This window comes from Caloramator sp. mosi_1, from assembly GCF_028622835.1.
GTDB lineage: Bacteria > Bacillota > Clostridia > Clostridiales > Caloramatoraceae > Thermobrachium.
This window is the reverse complement of the sequence record NZ_CP117677.1, coordinates 510,279-529,340: the sequence shown is the minus strand read 5'-3', so window position 1 is coordinate 529,340 and position 19,062 is coordinate 510,279. Positions and strand designations below refer to the sequence as shown.

General features: G+C 30.0%; 23 protein-coding genes and 4 pseudogenes. 26 read left to right on the top strand and 1 reads right to left on the bottom strand.

The window, feature by feature from the left end:
• The first annotated feature begins 473 nt into the window (after positions 1 to 473).
• From PL321_RS03730 to pdxA, 4 genes and pseudogenes are all read left to right on the top strand, one after another.
• Positions 474 to 1,427: pseudogene (locus PL321_RS03730) on the top strand (2-keto-3-deoxygluconate permease).
• Positions 1,428 to 1,440: 13 nt separating this feature from the next.
• On the top strand, positions 1,441 to 1,518 hold the full coding sequence (locus PL321_RS20885) for a four-carbon acid sugar kinase family protein (protein WP_443110731.1): 78 nt from the start codon (positions 1,441 to 1,443) through the stop codon (positions 1,516 to 1,518).
• Between the two features lie 142 nt (positions 1,519 to 1,660).
• On the top strand, positions 1,661 to 2,647 hold the full coding sequence (locus tag PL321_RS03725; RefSeq protein ID WP_273963513.1) for a four-carbon acid sugar kinase family protein: 987 nt from the start codon (positions 1,661 to 1,663) through the stop codon (positions 2,645 to 2,647).
• Complete coding sequence (pdxA, locus tag PL321_RS03720) at positions 2,648 to 3,580, top strand: 4-hydroxythreonine-4-phosphate dehydrogenase PdxA (RefSeq protein ID WP_273963512.1); 933 nt, start codon at positions 2,648 to 2,650, stop codon at positions 3,578 to 3,580.
• A 474-nt stretch (positions 3,581 to 4,054) separates the two neighbouring features.
• Here pdxA and PL321_RS03715 read toward each other — a convergent pair.
• Positions 4,055 to 4,669: pseudogene (locus tag PL321_RS03715) on the bottom strand (ATP-binding protein).
• 136 nt (positions 4,670 to 4,805) lie between these two features.
• Between PL321_RS03715 and PL321_RS03710 the strand changes: the two are divergent.
• The 22 genes and pseudogenes from PL321_RS03710 to PL321_RS03605 all read left to right on the top strand — a co-directional run bounded on the left by PL321_RS03710 (position 4,806) and on the right by PL321_RS03605 (position 18,982).
• A complete protein-coding gene (locus PL321_RS03710) occupies positions 4,806 to 5,000 on the top strand; it encodes a hypothetical protein (RefSeq protein ID WP_273963511.1) in 195 nt (64 codons plus the stop codon).
• A 60-nt stretch (positions 5,001 to 5,060) separates the two neighbouring features.
• Positions 5,061 to 5,213, top strand: coding sequence for a hypothetical protein (locus PL321_RS03705; protein ID WP_273963510.1), 153 nt, complete (start codon positions 5,061 to 5,063; stop codon positions 5,211 to 5,213).
• A gap of 29 nt (positions 5,214 to 5,242) precedes the next feature.
• Complete coding sequence (locus PL321_RS20880; protein WP_443110730.1) at positions 5,243 to 5,329, top strand: hypothetical protein; 87 nt, start codon at positions 5,243 to 5,245, stop codon at positions 5,327 to 5,329.
• Positions 5,330 to 5,432: 103 nt separating this feature from the next.
• On the top strand, positions 5,433 to 6,332 hold the full coding sequence (locus tag PL321_RS03700; RefSeq protein ID WP_273963509.1) for an MFS transporter: 900 nt from the start codon (positions 5,433 to 5,435) through the stop codon (positions 6,330 to 6,332).
• Between the two features lie 53 nt (positions 6,333 to 6,385).
• The gene (locus tag PL321_RS03695) at positions 6,386 to 6,658 is read left to right on the top strand and encodes a hypothetical protein (RefSeq protein ID WP_273963508.1); all 273 of its coding nucleotides are present in this window, start codon (positions 6,386 to 6,388) and stop codon (positions 6,656 to 6,658) included.
• A gap of 135 nt (positions 6,659 to 6,793) precedes the next feature.
• Positions 6,794 to 8,004, top strand: a pseudogene (locus PL321_RS03690) (iron-containing alcohol dehydrogenase).
• 390 nt (positions 8,005 to 8,394) lie between these two features.
• Positions 8,395 to 8,619: a hypothetical protein gene (locus PL321_RS03685; RefSeq protein WP_273963507.1), complete on the top strand. Its 225-nt coding sequence runs from the start codon at positions 8,395 to 8,397 to the stop codon at positions 8,617 to 8,619.
• A complete protein-coding gene (locus PL321_RS03680; protein WP_273963506.1) occupies positions 8,589 to 8,849 on the top strand; it encodes a hypothetical protein in 261 nt (86 codons plus the stop codon). The genes PL321_RS03685 and PL321_RS03680 overlap by 31 nt, the downstream gene beginning before the upstream one ends.
• Positions 8,850 to 9,031: 182 nt before the next feature.
• On the top strand, positions 9,032 to 9,370 hold the full coding sequence (locus PL321_RS03675; RefSeq protein WP_273963505.1) for a hypothetical protein: 339 nt from the start codon (positions 9,032 to 9,034) through the stop codon (positions 9,368 to 9,370).
• An 894-nt stretch (positions 9,371 to 10,264) separates the two neighbouring features.
• Positions 10,265 to 11,563 (top strand): glycoside hydrolase family 10 protein, encoded by a 1,299-nt coding sequence (locus PL321_RS03670; RefSeq protein ID WP_273963504.1) that lies wholly within the window; start codon positions 10,265 to 10,267, stop codon positions 11,561 to 11,563.
• Complete coding sequence (locus tag PL321_RS03665) at positions 11,560 to 12,792, top strand: SpoIID/LytB domain-containing protein (RefSeq protein WP_273963503.1); 1,233 nt, start codon at positions 11,560 to 11,562, stop codon at positions 12,790 to 12,792. The genes PL321_RS03670 and PL321_RS03665 overlap by 4 nt, the downstream gene beginning before the upstream one ends.
• A 20-nt stretch (positions 12,793 to 12,812) precedes the next feature.
• On the top strand, positions 12,813 to 13,751 hold the full coding sequence (locus PL321_RS03660) for a hypothetical protein (protein ID WP_273963502.1): 939 nt from the start codon (positions 12,813 to 12,815) through the stop codon (positions 13,749 to 13,751).
• 26 nt (positions 13,752 to 13,777) lie between these two features.
• On the top strand, positions 13,778 to 14,287 hold the full coding sequence (locus tag PL321_RS03655; RefSeq protein WP_273963501.1) for a hypothetical protein: 510 nt from the start codon (positions 13,778 to 13,780) through the stop codon (positions 14,285 to 14,287).
• Positions 14,288 to 14,432: 145 nt separating this feature from the next.
• Positions 14,433 to 14,741 carry a PTS sugar transporter subunit IIB gene (locus PL321_RS03650; RefSeq protein ID WP_273963500.1) on the top strand — a complete coding sequence of 103 codons (309 nt, stop codon included), beginning with the start codon at positions 14,433 to 14,435 and terminating at the stop codon, positions 14,739 to 14,741.
• 23 nt (positions 14,742 to 14,764) lie between these two features.
• On the top strand, positions 14,765 to 16,090 hold the full coding sequence (locus PL321_RS03645; protein ID WP_273963499.1) for a PTS sugar transporter subunit IIC: 1,326 nt from the start codon (positions 14,765 to 14,767) through the stop codon (positions 16,088 to 16,090).
• 178 nt (positions 16,091 to 16,268) lie between these two features.
• On the top strand, positions 16,269 to 16,577 hold the full coding sequence (locus PL321_RS03640) for a PTS lactose/cellobiose transporter subunit IIA (protein WP_273963498.1): 309 nt from the start codon (positions 16,269 to 16,271) through the stop codon (positions 16,575 to 16,577).
• A gap of 369 nt (positions 16,578 to 16,946) precedes the next feature.
• Positions 16,947 to 17,255, top strand: coding sequence for a hypothetical protein (locus PL321_RS03635; protein ID WP_273963497.1), 309 nt, complete (start codon positions 16,947 to 16,949; stop codon positions 17,253 to 17,255).
• Positions 17,243 to 17,600: pseudogene (locus tag PL321_RS20875) on the top strand (sigma 54-interacting transcriptional regulator); the annotation flags it as partial. The gene PL321_RS03635 and the pseudogene PL321_RS20875, both read left to right, overlap by 13 nt.
• On the top strand, positions 17,601 to 17,984 hold the full coding sequence (locus PL321_RS03620) for a hypothetical protein (protein ID WP_337960947.1): 384 nt from the start codon (positions 17,601 to 17,603) through the stop codon (positions 17,982 to 17,984).
• A gap of 77 nt (positions 17,985 to 18,061) precedes the next feature.
• Positions 18,062 to 18,208, top strand: coding sequence for a hypothetical protein (locus PL321_RS03615; RefSeq protein ID WP_273963494.1), 147 nt, complete (start codon positions 18,062 to 18,064; stop codon positions 18,206 to 18,208).
• Positions 18,209 to 18,263: 55 nt separating this feature from the next.
• Positions 18,264 to 18,527 (top strand): PRD domain-containing protein, encoded by a 264-nt coding sequence (locus PL321_RS03610; protein ID WP_273964375.1) that lies wholly within the window; start codon positions 18,264 to 18,266, stop codon positions 18,525 to 18,527.
• Between the two features lie 11 nt (positions 18,528 to 18,538).
• Positions 18,539 to 18,982 (top strand): hypothetical protein, encoded by a 444-nt coding sequence (locus tag PL321_RS03605; protein ID WP_273963493.1) that lies wholly within the window; start codon positions 18,539 to 18,541, stop codon positions 18,980 to 18,982.
• Positions 18,983 to 19,062: the final 80 nt, after the last annotated feature.

Genomic DNA, 19,062 nt, shown 5'->3' with positions numbered 1-19,062 from the left:
AAGTAATAAAAATATGCTATAGAAATAAACGATTTATTATTTTAAAAATTGAAATGTGAAAGAGATAATTAAAGTTAATACTGAATACTTGCTTACGTTAAGTTTAATAAAATTTAACGTAAGTAAGTCATAATATATAAACAAAATATATAGTAAATTCCCAAATAATTCATATATTTTAAGTGTTTTGATATATTATGGTATTAGAATTAGTACAATACAAAAAATCATTAACTTGCTTATATATAATTCTTAAAAAATTGCATTATAATTTTAGGGGTAAGTTGTCTAAGGTGGTTTATAGAATAACTTGCAACAGCTATACCTTCCTATGTAGACATATAATGAACAATTTTTTATGTAAAATATAGCTTAAGTTTAATTTTATAAATCTCAAATATGTGTTATTAAGATGAAAAATTGGCATATTTGTTTTGTATAGAAGGTTATAAAATATTTAAGGGGGAATATATATGAAAATATTGAAAACTATGCAAAAGGTACCTGGAGGTATGATGGTAATTCCTCTTCTTTTAGGTGCTACAATAAATACTTTTTTCCACAGGTTCTTGGAATAGGTGGTTTTACAACAGAGTTATTCAAGAAGAGTGCGTTGGCTTTAATTGCCCTATTTGTTTTATGTGCTGGTTCACAAATAAATATTAGACAGGCGGGAATGCCTTTATATAAAGGCGTTGCTTTAACTTCAGTAAAGTTTTTGTTGGTGCTTTTCTTGGTTGGGCAGTAGGTAGGTTCTTTGGTGAAGCGGGAATATTTGGTATAACTCCTCTTGCTATAATTGCTGCGCTTACTAATTCAAACGGAGGACTCTTTGCAGCACTTGCAGGTGAATATGGAGATGCAACCGATGTTGGAGCAATTTCTATCTTATCTTTGAATGATGGACCATTTTTTACAATGATAGCCCTTGGGGCGGCAGGTTTTGCGAGTATACCGTTCAAAGCTTTTGTTGCTGTTTTAATTCCTATATTAATAGGATTTATTCTAGGTAATATTGATGAGGATTGGAAAAAATTCTTAGCACCGGGACAATCATTGTTAATACCTTTCTTTGCATTCCCTTTAGGAGCAGCACTTGACTTTAAAACTATTATTAAGGCTGGGGCTCCAGGATTGCTTCTTGGATTTAGTGTGGTTATTTTGACAGGATTTGCAGGATATTATACTTATTCACTTTTGGAGGGAAGAAGGCAGTTGGTGCTGCAATCGGTACAACAGCTGGAAATGCGGTAGCAACACCTGCAGCTATAGCAGCAGTTGATCCCAAACTTTTAGATTTGGTGCCAGTTGCAACTGCTCAAATTGCGGCTGCGGTAATTATAACAGCTATTTTCTGTCCTTTGCTGGTTTCATATCTTGCAAAAAGGATGCAGCAAGAAAGACAAAATTATACTGCTAAAGCATAAGGAGGAATAGTAAGTGAACAGATTTTTAATAATAGCTGATGATTTCACTGGAGCAAATGATACAGGAGTTCAGTTTAGAAAAGGGGAATAGAAATAGATGTTGTTCTTGATGCAACTTTAGTAGATAATAAGACATCATTTGTTGTAGATACGGAGTCAAGAGGGCTTGACTATGTTGAAGCATATAATAAAGTTAAAAAGATGACTGAAGATGCACTAAAATATAACTTTGATTGTGTTTACAAAAAATTGATTCCACCCTTAGAGGAAATTTAGGTGCTGAAATAAAGGCTATAGATGAAGTATATAAACCGGAGCTTATAGTTTTTGCACCTGCTTATCCGGATAACAATAGAACAACAGTTGATGCTGTACATATGATAAACGGAATTCCTGTTACCCAAACTGAAATAGCTAGGGATCCTAATAAGCCAGTAAGAATCGACAATTTAAAAATTCTGCTTGAGGAAGAATTAAATGAAAGTGTTAGACATATTTCGCTAAAGGAATTAAGTATGAATTATATAGATTTAGATGCACGTATTTTAACTTTTGATGCTGTTTCAAATGAGGATCTTATGGCTATAATTCAGAAGGTGTTAAAATTAAATAAGAAGGTTTTGTGGGTAGGCTCAGCTGGACTTGCTGATGCATTGCTTCAAGTTTTATACCCAATTTATCCTGTTTTAATCGTTGTTGGAAGTGTAAGTAATATATCAAGGGAACAAGTTAATTATCTTATTTCAAATGGTGTTTATACTGTAAAATGTAATATAGCATCACTGCTTGAAAATGAAGATATAATGATGGTGGCTGAAGAAGCCATAAAAGCAATTGAAAATGGAAAGGATACTGTTTTAGTGTCAGCTCTGGGTCAGGAAGATTACAATAAAGCTGTTGAAAGAGGAATTTTAAAAGGTATGAATAAGGAAGATATTACTAATTTTACCCAGAACATTCTGGGGAAAATTACTCGAGAAATATTATTGAAAGTTAAGGTCTCAGGGTTGTTTCTGACAGGTGGTGATACTGCAATTGGAGTAATTAAAAAACTTGGATCTGAAGGATCAAAAATATTAAGTGAACTTCTCCCAGGGATACCTCTGATGTCTTTAAAAGGTGGAATCTGTGATGGACTTAAATGTGTGACAAAGGCAGGTGCTTTTGGAAAGGAAGATTCGATATATTACTGTGCAAAAAGGTTAAAGGAGAGATGTTAAATGTATTTGATAGGAATTACAATAGGAGATCCAGCAGGTGTTGGACCAGAGGTTACATTAAAGGCAATAACTTCAAACCATAGCTTTAAAGCCAATTATGTTATCTATGGGAGTGTTAAAGTTATAGAATATTATAAACAACTGCTTGGTATAAAACTTCCTTTAAATAAAATCTCAAGGGTTTGCGATTACAATGTCGGTAGCATAAATGTTATAGATGTTATAGATATTACTATGGATGACTTTGAAATAGGAAAAGTTTCACCTATATGCGGTGATGCGGCCTTCAAATATGTTGAAGCTGCTGTAAAGGATGCCTTAATAGGTGATATCAAGGCAGTAGTTACAGCACCTCTCAACAAAGAAGCTCTTAATAAAGGCGGATATAACTTCGATGGCCATACTGAAATATTTGCAAAGCTTACGAATACAAGTAAATATTCGATGATGTTATTAGGAGGACCGTTAAAAGTTATACATGTATCTACACATATATCTCTTAGAAATGCATGTGACAAAGTTAAAAAGGAAAGAGTTTTTGATGTTATAAAGATTGCAAATGATGTTCTCATTAAAATGGGTATAAAGGAGCCGAGGATTGCAGTTGCAGGACTTAATCCACATTCAGGAGAATCGGGTATATTTGGGGATGAGGAAATAAATGAAATAATTCCTGCATTGCAATTAGCTAAAGAGAATGGAATAAATGTAGATGGACCTGTTCCACCTGATATTGTATTTTTAAAAGCGGTAAAGGGTAAATATGACATAGTTGTGGCTATGTACCATGATCAGGGGCATATCCCAGTTAAGCTTATGGGATTTGATACAGGAGTAAACATTACTGTTGGTCTTCCAATAATTAGAACTTCGGTTGACCATGGAACTGCATTTGATATAGCAGGAAAAGGCATAGCAAATGAAAAAGTATGATAGAAGCAATGAAAACAGCTGAGATGTTTATTTAGTGTCTAAATGTAACAAAAAATTTCAGATATTAATGATGTAGCTTTTTCATAAATATTTATTAGGATACATTATAAGATTTTTGTAAATAGATTAAGTTTTTTATGAAATTACTATAATTTATTGTATGGTTATGATTTTTATATATTTGTTAAAATGGGGAATGGGACATATAAAAAATACAAAAAAGATTTAAATAGAGGGATTAACTTTTTAATTTAAAGCAAAATAAGACAACAAGCCACCTAAGTGAATGAACCACTTAAGTGGCTTAATTTTTAATTTGTTTATACATTGATTATATAAATAGAGTGTAAAATTAAATTAAAAAGTTGAATATGAAGAGAAATATTATATATCAACAAATGATGTTGTTTTAAGGATATTTCAATATATTTATTGCGAATGTCAATATAATTTTGAACAAAAAGTTGAATATATTTATGTACAAAAATAATACTTCGATGAAGCACTGGAAGAACTGTTAAAGTATTTAATTTTAGATTTTAATCTATATGAAGGACTTTTTATTGATTTAATATGCGAATGGTGTAATAGCCTATCTAATATTTCGTTAGCAATTGTTGTTGAGCTAAAAACTTCTCCCTAATTTGAAAAAGGCATATTGGTAGTTATAATAGTAGAATGTTTTTCATAGCATTTAGATATTAGTTGGAAGAATATATTAGCTGTATATGTATCGATTGGTAAATAGCCTACTTCATCTATTATAAGTACTTTGTATTTAGAAAAATGTTTTAATCTTGCTTCTAAACGATTTTCAGCTAACGCTTTTTTATTGATCCATTAATTCTTGAAAGTGAATAAAATAAGTAGATACCTATGTTTAGCACATTCAATACCTAAAGAGGTAGTAAGATGTGTTTTACCAACCCCAGGTGTTCCTACAAATAAAATATTTTCAATATTTTCTACAAATCTTAAACTTTTCAAATCTAATATTTGCTGTTTGTTAATACTTGTTTGAAATTCGAATTCAAAATTATCAATTTCCTTAAGAAAAGGAAAGTTACCTGTTTTTACATAAGTAAGAATAGCTTTTTCTTACATGGATTTTAATTATTTTTGAAATAAAATGTTATAATTAAATTTAAGACAATGTATACTAAAAAAATTTACAATAAATGGATTATTTCACATTTCACCTGGGTGGCACTTTAGGAGGGAGAATATGTGTGGTAGAGTAATTCTTGAGAGTGATTTTCAGGATATTTTAAAAAGGTATATGGTTGAGGAGTATAAAATATTTGAGTATAAAAAAGGTGAAGGATTTCCAGGAGATAATCTTCCTGTTATAATAAAAGAGGATAAAAAAAGGCAGATATTTTTCTATGGGGATTTTTACTCAATAATAAAAGGATTATAAATGCAAGAAGTGAAACCATATTAGATAAGCCGCTATTTAAAGAAGCCTTTTAACGGGAAGATGTATAGTTCCGGTGAATGGATTTTTGAATGGAAAAATGAAAATAATAAAAAGGTTAAATATAGAATAGAAGTAAAGGGTGAAAGCATATTTTCACTTGCGGGTATTTATAAGGACTTTAAGAATAAAGATGGTAGTGTAAAAGATGTGTAACAATAATTACAACTGAACCGAATAATGATATGAAAAATATTCATAACAGAATGCCTGTAATTATTGATAAAAAGATGAGGAATTATATTTATATGAAGGCTTTGATAAAAAAATAATAGATTTATTAAAACCCCTTGAGGATGGGAGGTTAGTTATTAAAAGGGAAGATAGAATAAGGTACGAAAGTATTAGTTTCTTTTGATTAAGGAGGGGGATGAGGTGAATAATTTAAGACAAAAGCTACTTGGAGGGTTAGATGGTAATGCCTATTACAGCATAATTATGGAACCTCTTTGGGCTGTATTTGGAGGAATGATTTTCTTTTATCAACCATTGTATATGAAACATTTGAATGTAACAGAGGTGCAGATGGGCTTTTTAAATTCCCTTGCAGCAACCCTTGCGGTAATTACCTCTTTTATAGCAGGCCCTATTACAGATAGATTTGGAAGAAAGCGTACCACTCTTGTATTTGACTTAATTTGTTGGAGTATGACTATGTTTGTTTGGGCAATATCACAAAATTATTGGTATTTCCTGCTTGCAGTTGTCTTAAACTCCTTTAATAAAATTTCATATATTTCTTGGACGTGCTTATCCATTGAAGATACCGAAGAGGATAAAAGGGTATACTTTTTCAGTCTTATTATGATAATAAATTTAGCTTCAGGAATTTTTGCACCACTTGCAGGAATTTTAGTGGAGAAGATAGGTGTTGTAAATGCTATGAGGTTAATTTATGGATTAGGCTGTATTAGTATGACGGCAATGTTCTTCATCAGAAATAAATTTGTCAAGGAAACGGGAATAGGTAAAAGGATGATGAAGGAACACAGCGAATTTTCTGTTAAGGATAAAATAAGGGACTATAAAGAGGCAATAGTGTATTTTTATAATAGTAAAGTAACTCTACTAATGTTTTTTATTTTATTAATTGGTCAGCTTCAAATGTCATTTTTGTATTTTCAATCGGTGTATTTAAAGGATATTATAGGCATAAAGGAATCTCTAACATCAATTGTTCCAGGAATTTCAGCAGTGGTAAATTTAATGGTCTATTTTGTATTTATGGATAAACTAAGAAGGGTTGGAGATAAAAAAGCTTATTTTATGGTTTAACCTTTAATTCTATCGGAGTGCTACTTTTAATATTGGTTAAACCAAGAGGCTATTTGCTTTTACTTATGAGCATTATATTTATGGCAGCAGGTAATCTAATTACAATAGTATTTAGAGAAACGATATGGAATAATGTAATAGGAGAAAGGGAAAGGGCAAAGATTTTTTCAGCAGCAAGTGCCTTTATTGCCTTAATTTCAATCCCAGCTGGTTATGTATCGGGATATATGTATAAGCTTAATCCGGTTTTTCCCTTCTACACAAGCTTAATTTTATACATAATTGCAGTAGGGTTGTCATTAAGGGTAAATAGAATGTATAAGTAAAGTATCTTAGCAGGTGTGTAACCTGCTTTTATATTTAAAAAACAAAATATTTAGAAAATATTGAAAAGTAATACTTTGTTTGGTATAATAATATTTGAAATTAGTTAAAATATTAACAAATAGGGGATACACTTGTTGTGGGAAACAAAAATGCCTATTAATGAAGTAAGAGAAATCAGGTGTAAAACTACTGTATTCTTTGGAGTTGGAGCAATAAAGAAGATTAATGACATCTGTAAAGAATTAAAGGAAAGGGAATAGACAAGGTTGTCGTTGTAACAGGTAAAGGTGCATACGAAAAGACAGGTGCCTGGAAATATGTGGTTGATGCATTTAAGGAATATGAAATTGAGTATGCACTATATAATAAGGTGACACCTAATCCAACAACTCATCAGGTTGATGAGGCAACACAAATAGGAAGAGAAATAGGAGCAAAGGCTGTAATTGGTATTGGTGGTGGAAGTCCAATTGATGCAGCAAAAAGTGTTGCTATATTATTAGAATATCCAGACAAGAACTGTCAAGAGCTTTATGAATATAAGTTTACTCCAAACAAGGCTGTGCCTATAATTGCTATAAATTTAACACACGGTACAGGAACAGAGGCAGATAGATTTGCTGTTGTAAGTATACCAGAGAATGAATATAAGCCAGCTATTGCCTACGATTGTATATATCCACTTTATTCAATAGATGACCCTTCACTTATGACAATGCTTCCAAGAAATCAAACTCTTTATGTTTCAGTTGATGCAATAAATCATATTATAGAAGCAGCAACAACTAAATCAACTAACCCATATTCAGTACTTCTTGCAAAGGAAACATTTAGATTAATTTCAAAATACCTTCCGCAGGCACTTATGCATCCAGAAGATTTAACAGCAAGATACTATTTGCTTTATGCTTCATTAATTGCAGGAATATCCTTTGATAATGGACTTTTACATTTCACACACGCATTAGAGCATCCATTAAGTGCTGTAAAACCAGAACTTGCTCACGGATTAGGTCTTGGAATGCTTCTTCCTGCTGTTATTAAGCATATTTATCCAGCTTGTTCAGAAGTTTTAGCAGATATATTATCCCCAATTGCACCAGGTCTAATGGGTGTTCCTGGAGATGCAGAATATGCATCACAAGCAGTGGAGAATTGGTTGAATCAAATGGGACTTGTAGAAAAGTTAGCTGATTTAGGATTTGGTGAAGAAGATTTAGACAAGTTAACAGACCTTGCAATGAATACACCAAGTTTAGATCTACTTCTAAGTATGGCACCAATCCCAGCAACAAGAGAGACAATAAGGAGAATATATGAGGATTCACTATATAAAATTAGATGATATTAATATATATTAGGTTTATAAAGCCCTATGACATTTTAAGTCGTAGGGCTTTTTAGGTTTGACAATAAACTAAAATTTACCAATATATAGTATTTTTATTAATTTACATAAACATTTTCAAAGAAATTTAATTTGGTAATAAAAATTTAATTAATTATTGTGTATCAAAGTAGTATCTAAAATATACATCAAAGAATAAAATGATTGATTAATTTAGTTGTAAAATAGAAAATCAACAGTCTATTGTATCAAATAGATGGTTTTATATGTATCAAGTTTTCTATAATTAGAATAACTTTATATTAAATACAATCAATTTAGTAATATACAATATTTGGTATGGAATTTGCTTTAATAATGGTAAATTTCATTAGTAGGGATAATATAATGGATAAGGGGAAAATTAGACTGCTTTCAAGGTTAATGACAATTATTATATTCTTTTCTGTGTTAAATTTTGGAGAATATTATAAGATTAAGGCAAAAACGATTAATTCAATTTCAGATTATTCTGATCAAGTGGATATTAATGGTGGTGGTTGGGTAGATAGGAAAGTTAATTTATATTATGTTTCTTCAGTATGGTATACAAGAGAATTTTTTCTTATTTAACAGAATCGTGGGTATATGCAAATAGTTATACAGTAAATAAAACAGTTATAGCAACGTCAATGGTATCAACTAATCTTACTTTTGAAGCTATAGAGGAGTTAAAACTTACAGTTGGATATGGACAAACTAAATCCACTTCATATAGTATAGGTCTAACAATTCCTGCAGATTCCAAAAGACAATCAAAACTTGCATTTGACGTGCTTTATAAAAAACAGAATATTAAATAAGAAGTTATCGATCATTATTTTGATACATCAACAGGGGAGGATATATATTATTCTTATTATACTAATGCCACCTATAGTATACCTGTAGATAGCTGGATATATGTAAAATATTATTAAAATATAATATAAAAACATTTTAATTATTTTAATTTTAGGGAGGAGAAGTTTTTGAAAAAAGAAAAATGTTTTTATTAATTATAATATTTATTTTACTAATTATCCTAAGCATTATTAACCTATATTCTTACCAAAATAATAAAGTAAAGCAAAAATCAATAAGTGAATTTTTAAAAGTAAAAGGATATATAGCAGGACAAGTTAATGAGAGTTATATAATAAATTTATTTTATTTTTATTCAGGATATAATAAATTAATAAACGGAATTGAAAAAATAGAATTTGTTGGTGTTGATGGTATTGAATTTGAAAGTTTAAAGGTTAACGAACAAGTTGTAATGCAAGAATTTATTTTAACATCAATTCCAGTTAAGATAAAGTTTAATAAAAAGGTAAATACATAATTAATAAAATCAAAGTATATGATAAAAGAGGAGTTTCTTATTTTTATGATATTGGATATTTAGTAATAGAAGTTAATGAAGTAGGAAATGAAGAACATCTAAAAATAGGAGACAAATACCCTGTTATTAGAACAACTTTTAACAGTTATGTATGTTCATTAATAAATATTACCAATGTACCTATAAAAATAAATAATATTATAATTAATATTGATGATTTATATTATGATTTTAATCCTATAATAATTGAAGCTAATTCAAATTGGATGTATGAAATAAATTTAAATTATAGTGGAAAAAATATAGCTATTACATTATAAGACCCAAAATAGATTATATTTTTAATAATAATAATTATAGTTTTTACCCAACAATAACTTATTATGATTTAATATCAATAACAAAAGAACAATTAGAATTATCAATAACAGATGAATAATTTAAGATATGTATTTACTTTTCACATATATTTTGCAAAATTTATGTCTTATAAAATAAATTTATTAAAAGAGTAATATAAAATCAAATTAGCCCTATGACATTTTAAGTCGTAGGGCTTTATAGGTTTGACAATAAACTAAAATTTACTAATATATAGTATTTTTATTAATTTACATAAACATTTTCAAAGAAATTTAATTTGGTAATAAAAATTTAATTAATTTTTGTGTATCAAAGTAGTATCTAAAATATACATCAAAGAATAAAATGATTGATTAATTTAGTTGTAAAATAGAAAATCAACAGTCTATTGTATCAAATAGATGGTTTTATATGTATCAAGTTTTCTATAATTAGAATAACTTTATCTTAAATACAATCAATTTAGTATTATGCAATATTTGGTATGGAATTTGCTTTAATAATGGTAAATTTCATTAGGGGGATAGTATAATGGATAAGGGAAAAATTAGACTGCTTTCAAGGCTAATGACAATTATTATATTCTTTTCTATGTTAAATTTAGGGCAACACAAGGTTAAGGCGTTTGATGGAGATATGGTACCATTGTATAAATATGGTACGCAAACACCTATACAAATCCATGGGCAAGATATTTATATTCCAAAAGATTATCAGCAAGCAAAAAGGCAGTTTAGAACAGCTTGGGTATCAACTGTCACAAATTTAGATTTTCCAAGTAGACCAGGTTTAAGTGAAGAAGAATTTAAACAGGAATATCTAAAAATATTAGAAGAATTTGAAGAATTGAATTTTAATGCGATTACAGTTCAAGTTAGACCCAAGTTAGATGCATTTTATAAATCAGAGATAAATCCCTGGTCGGAATATCTAACAGGTATGCAAGGTAAAGATCCAGGTTGGGATCCATTAGAATGGATGATTAAAGTTACACATGAACGAAATATGGAGTTTCACGCTTGGTTTAATCCATATAGAGTAACAAATACATATGAACCTAATAAAACAATAGAAGAAATTTTATCTACTTTGAGCGATAATAACTGGGCTAAAATGCATCCACAATATGTATTAAAGTTTGATGGCAAACTCCTATTGAACCCAGGTGAACCTGAGGTAATTAATTATATAAAAGATAGTATAGTTGAAGTAGTTCAAAAGTATGATGTAGATGCAATTCATTTTGATGATTACTTCTATCCTTACAAAGTTACAAGAAATGGTGTAACTTATTATTTTGGTGATGCTAATGAGGATTTAGCTACTTTTGAGAAGTATGGACAAGGTTTTGATAATATAAAGGATTGGAGAAGAAATAATGTTGATACTTTAATAAGAGAGGTATCAAAAGCAATAAAGGAAAAGAAACCTTATGTTAAGTTTGGTATTAGTCCATTTGGTATCTGGGGACACTATGATAGGCATCCTGAAGGCAGTCCTGAAGGTGTAGGTTCCCATACACCAATTACATCATCTGCAAGTTATGATGATATATATGCCGATACGAGAAAATGGGTCAAGGAAGGATGGATTGATTATATTACTCCACAAATATACTGGGCTTTTGGTACCACAGCAGCACCATATGGAGAGCTTGTTGATTGGTGGGCAGATGTTGTAAAAGGTACAAACTGCCATTTATATATAGGGCATGCAAATTATAAGATAAACTCAAGTGATAACGATTGGAAAAATCCAGATGAAATAGGAAATCAACTTAAATTCAATTTGATGTATCCACAGGTGAAGGGTAGTTCCTTTTTAGTTTGAAACAATTAAGATTAAATAATTTAGGTGTTACAGATAAGATAAAAAATGAGTATTTTAAAACAAAAGCATTAATACCTACTATGCCTTGGATAGACGGTAAAGCACCAAATAAAGTACACGATATTTCATATAAATTGTTAGGAGAAAATAAAATAGAGATATCTTGGAAAGATAACTTGGAAAATGAATCTGCATATTACGTTGTATATAGGTTTGAAGGAAGAAGTATTGGAAATATTGAAGATCCATCAAAAATAATTGGGGTAGTAAGAAGGGATAATAGTAAAGAGGAACAAAGCTTTGTTGATAATTCAGTAGAAAAAAATAAACAGTATGTTTATGCTGTAACTGCTTTAGATAGATTGCATAATGAAAGTAAACCAGAAATAGTATTTTATCCTAAGGTTCAGTACATTAAAGAAAAGGTTATGTTAAAGGATACTATAAATAATAAAATTGAGTTGGAATATAGAGGATATATAGATATAGCTCAAGATGTACTTGTATATCAAATAATTGATAATAAAGTAGTAGAAAGAAACTTATCTAATGTAATGGTTGGAGCAGAGAATGTGACGTTTTATTTAGATAGAGATAATAAAGTTGATTTAATAATAATAGATGGAGAAACAAAAATAGATAAAGTTAGAATAGGGATAAGAAGTGATGTAAACAATCCAGCAGACATTAATTTACTTGATTATTCTAATATTGAAATGAAGGCATCAAATGGATTTAAGTTATTAGATAAGAAAAGTAATGTTGCCTTTGATATTTTAAGTAATGATTTAATTAGTTTTAAAGTTGAAGATGGACAAATTTCAGTATATAAAAATGGAAATATAGTTTATAGAACTTTAAATAGATTATATGCAGAACCTTATAATGAAGATGATAAAATAACAGTTACAACATTAAGAAGAGGTAGTCCAGTTTTTAATCCTTCCTACAGAGGAACATTAGAAGTCACACTTTCTAAGAGTGGTGATAAATTAAATTTAATAAATGAAATACAGATAGAAAAATATTTATATCAAGTTGTACCAAGTGAAATGCCAGAATCATTTGGATTAGAAGCTTTAAAGGCACAAGCAGTAGCAGCAAGAACATATGCATTAGGAGATTATTTTAGCAGTAGATTTGCAGATAGAGGATTTCACGTTGATGATAGTACATTGAGTCAAGTATATAACAATACTCAGAGAATCCTACTGCTACTAAGGCGGTAAATGAAACTAAAGGGATGATTATGAAAAATGGAGATCAACTTGTTGATGCAAGGTATTATTCAACTTCTGGTGGATACAGTGCAGCAAAACATGAAGTATGGTCAGAGCCAGTTTCTAACTTGTTCCCTGGAATACGTGTTCCATATTTAATAGGTAAAAGTTATACTTTTGACCCAGAAGACGATTCTAAGTTATTGACTATTAATACACAAGATGAAAAGCAAATTGAGGAGTTTTATAAAAATATATCCTTAAAATCATACGATTCAGACTCACCGTGGTTTAGATGGAAAGTGGGTTTAAGTAAGCAAGAATTACAAAACACAATAAATGCGAATATAAAGTTAAGGTATGGAGCAGATCCACAATTTATACTTACCAAAGATTCAGATGGAAATTTTATAAGCAAACCAATACCTGAAGAAGGAATAGGTGAAATATTAGATATGTATGTTGCTAAACGAGGTGAAGGAGGCAACATTACAGAACTTGTTATTGTAGGTACAACTGGAACATATAAGATAGTTAAAGAATTTAATATAAGATTTCTAATTAGACCAAGAGCAGTAGACACAAAAGGAAGTGATGTAATCTTATATAGGGCAACAGGTGGCTCGCAAGGTTATAACGCAAGTTCACTAAAAAATTACAGCATATTACCATCAGCTTTCTTTACATTTGATATAATTAAAGATGAAAATAACAATATAAATAGTGTAATTTTCTACGGTGGAGGTAATGGACACGGTGTTGGTATGAGTCAATATGGTGCGAAGTGTTTATCAGATAGGGGATGGACATACGACAAGATATTGACCACATATTATACTGACATTGAACTTGTTAACATTTATAATCAAACTAATAATTTAGAAAATAATCCTTTAGAGCTTCTTATTTTATTGGCTGAAGGTTTGCTGGATAGTGCAGAGGAGGGAAACAACAAGGGAACTATTTAGAAGGCTCAAAATCCAAATTTAGAGCTGTGATAGATAAGGCTGTAAATACGTTTGATAATGAAAGTTCAGACAATCAAGTGATTGAAAATACAACTAATGAGTTAAAGGAAGCAATGAGAACATTTATAGTATCGAAGGTATCAGAGGAACAGGCAACTCAATATGCAAAGGAGCAAGCAGCAATTGATGCAATAGCAAGCTTACCAGATATAGAGAATTTATCATTAGAAGATGAGGAAGTAATAAAGAATGCAAGGTATTTAGTAAATATTGCTAACAACGATTCGAATATTGTAAATCTTAATAAGTTGATTGCACTTGAAGAAAAACTACAAGAACTTAAGAGTAAAGATAGTAAAGATACTGAAGAAAGTGATGTAAATAAAGATGAACAAAACAATGATAATAAGTCTAATGAATCTTTGCCAAAGACAGGCCACCTTATAGATTCAAATATTTTAGTTTCATTAAGTTTAATATTAATCGTATTTGGCATAGCACTACTTTTTATTAATAAAAAGAGACAAAACATCTAATTAGTATCATTGATTAATTAGAGTAGTGTATCAAAAAGACATAAAATGATACACTACTCTAAAAATATAGTAAATACAATATTTCAACAAGTTGGCACATTATTTGCTTATTACTTAAGTAAATTTTAAAGATGGGAGGAAGAGTATGAAAGTATTGATGGTGTGTTCAGGTGGAATGTCAAGTGCAATTGTAGTTAAGGCAATAAAACAAGAAGCAGATAAACAAAACTTTCCACTTGAGATTAAAGCTGTTGGAACTGGTGAGTTTGAAGAAGAGCTAAAGAATGGAGGATATGATTTAGCAATAGTCGCACCACAAGTCAAACATAGAATGGATGTTTTTAAAGAACAGGCAGCAAGTGCAAATGTTCCAATAGAATTAATAGTTCCAATGGGATATACTCCAATAGGTGCTCCAAAGGTCTTAGAACAAATTAAAAAATATTATAAATAAATATTTTATGAGGGGAATTTTGAATGGAAAAATTTTTGAAATGGATTGAAGAAAAGTTTATGCCTCCTATGGCAAGATTGGCAGAACAGAGACATTTAAGAGCAATAAGAGAAGGTATTATATCAACATTATCATTAATTATAGTTGGTAGCTTTTTCTTGATTATTGCTTTTCCACCTGTTAAGTCTTGGGCAGATGCAGTTGCACCACATGTTGGAAAAATACTTATACCATTTAGAATGACAATGGGGCTTATGGCTTTATATGCAGCATATGGTATGGGATACAGTTTGGCAAAGTCTTATAAATTAGATGGTGTTTCAGGAGGAGTGTTATCCCTTGCGGCGTTTTTAATGATGACTATTCCTGTTAATGTTGATGCTGTTTTAAAGAAGGCAGCAGAGGCAGGCATTGAGGGTGCAGCCCCAATTGGTTGGGCACTACCAATGGGAAATTTAGGTGGAGCAGGTATGTTTGCAGCTATTTTAGCTATGATATTTGCTGTTGAGGTACTAAGAGTATTAAAGAAATATCACATTACAATAAAGATGCCAGAACAAGTTCCAGAATCAGTTTCAAGATCCTTTGAAGCATTAATCCCAGCTGCTGTGATAATAATTGTATTATGGTTTATAAGAGTATGGTTAAATTTTGATATTCAAAAGTTCATTATGAATATATTTGCACCAGTAAAAGGTGTGGCTGGTAACTCAATTTGGGGTATAATTGTTCCAATATTCTTAATTACTTTATTATGGTCAGCAGGTATTCACGGGGCATCAGTTATAGGTTCAGTACTTAGACCAATATGGTTAGTTTTACTTGAAGAAAATGCAGCAGCACTTGCGGTTGGACAACCACTTCCTAATATTGCACCAGAGCAATTCTTCCAATGGCTTGTATGGATTGGTGGTGCAGGAGCAACATTAGGTTTAGCAATTCTATTATGTTTCTCAAAATCTGAATACTTAAAGAAGGTTGGTAGATTCTCAATAATACCAGGTATATTTAATATAAATGAACCAATGATGTTTGGTGTACCATTAGTTATGAACCCAATTCTTGCAATACCATTTATTGTTGCACCACTTGTAATAGGTATAATTTCTTATATAGCTGTAGCTTTAGGAATAGTAGGAAGATTTGCAATAAATGCACCTTGGACATTGCCAGCACCAATAGGAGCATATTTTGCTACCAACGGAAGTATTTCAGCGGTAATTTTGGTTATAATAAACATCTTAATTTCTATGATAATTTATTATCCATTCTTTAAGGTATATGAGAAGAAAATGATAGAAGAAGAAAAGGCTCAAGTTGCTGCTACTGAATCAACTTTAAATATGTAATTTAGTGCACCAGGGTTTACCCCTGGTGCACAATAAAATAGAGTATAGTACAGACAAAATTTAAGTATACATCTAATCTAATATATAATTTAATTATTTTTAATTACAATTAATGATAAAATTATATGTTAAATTTATATAATTGACTGAATTTTAATTGCTGAATGGAGGTTTAGTTATGGAAAATGAAATCTTTGAAATAATATCACACGGAGGTAATGCAAGGGCATATGCCTATGAAGCTATTAAAAAGGCACAGGAGGGAAACATAAAAGAAGCTGAAGAATTACTTATAAAGGCACAAGAGGAACTTGATATTGCTCATAATACCCAGACAAAGTTAATTCAAGCTGAAATTAATGGTGAAAATCTTCAAATGAATTTACTTATGGTTCACGCTCAAGACCATTTGATGACAGCAATTTCAGAGAAAAATTTAATAGAACAAATAGTAAAATTATGTAAAAAATTAGAAGAGAAAAAGTAGTATGGAGGAGATATAGATGCCTTCAAAACTGTTTTATATAATCTTTTTATAGTTTTGATTTTAGGTTCAGTTAAATTTACAAATTTATTGATGAAAAAGATAAAACTGAATAGATGGATTATAGGTTTTTCTGCCTTCTTGGTTTTAATTATTCCAAGTTTTGCTTTTAATAAAATTAATCCCGTTATTTGGAATATACTGTTGATAGTATCTTCAGTATTGTGTATTATGTTTTTGAGATTACCAGGCAAATGTTAGAAAAAGAAGAATATAAAGGACTTGTAAAAATAGATGGTAAAAAAATAAATAAATTAAATAAGGCGGGATTAGTGTGAAATATAAAGAGGTATATGATTATATCAAGGAAGAATGTATAAGGCAAAAAAGCAAATTGGGAAGGTAATTGGTGTAACAGCACAAGAAACAGCTAAGATTATGAATATGCAGAGAAGTAATGTAGTAAGGGAATTTAGTAGGCTTGTTAATCAAGGATATATTAAGAAGACATCAGGAAGACCTGTAAGATACTTTGTCAATGAAGAAAAATTATTGAAAGAAGAAATAGGGAAAAGTAGTTCAGTGTTTGATAGTATCATTGGAAACAGTGGAAGTTTAAAAATCAGATTGCTCTTGCAAAGGCTGCTATTGTTTATCCTCCAAAGGGATTGCATACCTTAATAGTTGGAGAAACTGGGGTTGGAAAATCATATTTTGCAAAGATAATGTTTAAATATGCTGTAGAGTCCAAGATGATAAAAGATAGCAGTAAATTTGCAGTTTTTAACTGTGCAGATTACTCAAATAATCCGCAACTTCTTATTTCCTACTTATTTGGTGTAAAAAAGGTGCGTACACAGGAGCCACAGAGGATAAAGAAGGAATAATTGAAAAGGCAAGAGATGGTATTCTGTTTCTTGATGAAGTGCATAGACTTCCACCAGAGGGACAAGAGATGCTTTTACATTAATTGATGAAGGAAGATATTCAAAATTAGGAGGAACGCAAGAGATACCTATTAATGTAATGATTATAGCAGCTACAACAGAAAATATAGAGTCTACATTGTTAAAAACATTTGTTAGAAGAATACCAGTTATTATTTCATTGCCTCCGTTAAGAGAGAGACCAGTTGAAGAAAGATTTGAGTTAATAAAAAATTTCTTTGAAGAAGAATCAAAAAGGATAAATAGAAAAATAGAAGTAGAAAAAGATGCAATTACTGCACTTCTTAATTATGATTGTTTAAATAACATAGGTGAACTTAAAAGTGATATTCAAATTGCTTGTGCTAAGGCTTATATAAGAAGTATGTTTGGTGGAGATTCATTAAATGTTACACTTGATGATTTTAATGAAAAAGTAAAAGCAGGTTTACTAATTGCAAGTAAAACTAATATAAAAAATTAAAAATAAAAACAGATGAGGCAATAAAGGATTATATTGAAGACGATAAATATACTCTATCACAAAACATATATGATTTTATGGAAAAAAGAACACTTTATTTTAAATCTAAGGGATTAGATACAAAACATATAAAAGATATTGTTTCAGGTGAAGTTGAAGAATACATTAATAAGTATTTAAAAAATATTAATTTAAAAAATGAAGATGAAGAAGTAAAAGATTAATAAATAATGATTTATTTGAATTTATAAAATCCTTTATATCTTTAGCTGAATATAAATTAAAAAGAAAAATTTCAAAAACACATTTTTAGGATTAGTTATACATATAGATACATTTTTAAATAGAGCAAAATTTAACAAAATGATAGAAAACCCAAAATTAGAAGAAATAAGAGAGAAATACCCAAAAGAATTTAAAATTGCTATGTTACTTGCTGAGAAGTTAGAAGAAAAGTTTAATATTAGGGTTCCGTTAGATGAAATAGGGTTTATTGCTATGTTTTTGCAGCAGAAGCAAAGGAAAATGATGGTAAAGTATTAGTCTTGGTTGCTATGCACGGAAGTAGCACAGCATCTTCTATGGTTGAGGTAGTAAATCATTTGTTAAATACAAATCACGCGTTAGCCTTTGATATGCCGCTTTCAATGAAACCAGAGGATGCACTAAAAAAGATTGAAGAAATAATAAAAGAGAAAAACGAAGGAAAAGGTGCATTACTTTTAGTTGATATGGGTTCATTGAGATATTTTGATAAAATGATTTCTAACAATACAGGAATAGAAGTCGAGTCTGTCGATATGGTCACAACACTTATGGCAATTAAAGCAACAAGAATGGCTCTAATGAATGCGAGTTTGAGCGATATAGTAAGTTCACTAAAGGCTGAAGAGAAGCAAATAAGTGAAGCTGAAAATTCTTTTAGTTCAAAAATAAACCAATTATCATTTCAGCTTGTACAACAGGTGAAGGAACTGCACAAAAGATTAAAGAGTTAATATATAAAAAATTTGATATAAATAAATATGATGTTGTTAATTTAGCTATTAAAGATAAAAATGAATTTTTAAAAGCAGTT